This is a genomic window from Streptosporangium vulgare (genome assembly GCF_042428775.1).
GTDB classification, from domain to species: Bacteria; Actinomycetota; Actinomycetes; order Streptosporangiales; family Streptosporangiaceae; genus Streptosporangium; species Streptosporangium vulgare.
The window spans coordinates 1-542 of sequence record NZ_JBHMBS010000183.1 but is presented as its reverse complement, the minus strand read 5'-3'; the positions used below and the strand labels follow the sequence as shown (position 1 = coordinate 542).

Here is a 542-nt window from a genome sequence, read left to right as displayed (position 1 = left end):
GTATTATATATGTTAGCTGTGTCTTCATTATCTACCTATGGAATATTGTTAGCAGGATGATCTGCCAATTCTAAATATGCCTTTTTAGGGTCATTAAGAAGTACAGCTCAACTAATTAGTTATGAATTAATACTAAGTTCTGCTATACTGTTAATAGTTATGTTAGCTGGTAGTTTAGATTTAACTTTAATTGTAGAATCTCAAAGGTCTATTTGATACATAGTACCTTTACTACCTGTATTTCTGGTATTTTTTATAGGATCAATAGCAGAAACAAATAGGGCACCATTCGATTTAGCAGAAGCTGAATCTGAATTAGTAAGTGGATTCATGACTGAACATTCAGCAGTTATATTTGTATTTTTTTTCTTAGCCGAATATGCTAGTATAGTGCTTATTTGTATTGTAAATAGTATATTATTTTTAGGTGGTTATCTGTTCAATTTCAATTACTATCTCTATCCTTTTATTTATTTATTAAAACATATATCAGGAGATAGTTATATCTATTTAGCAAATGAATTAGACTTCAAAATTATTAA

Annotated in this window: 1 pseudogene; it reads left to right on the top strand. The window is 28.0% G+C overall.

From position 1 onward, the window contains the following. Positions 1 to 114 precede the first annotated feature (114 nt). A pseudogene (locus ACFFRH_RS44605) lies at positions 115 to 542 on the top strand (complex I subunit 1 family protein); the annotation flags it as partial.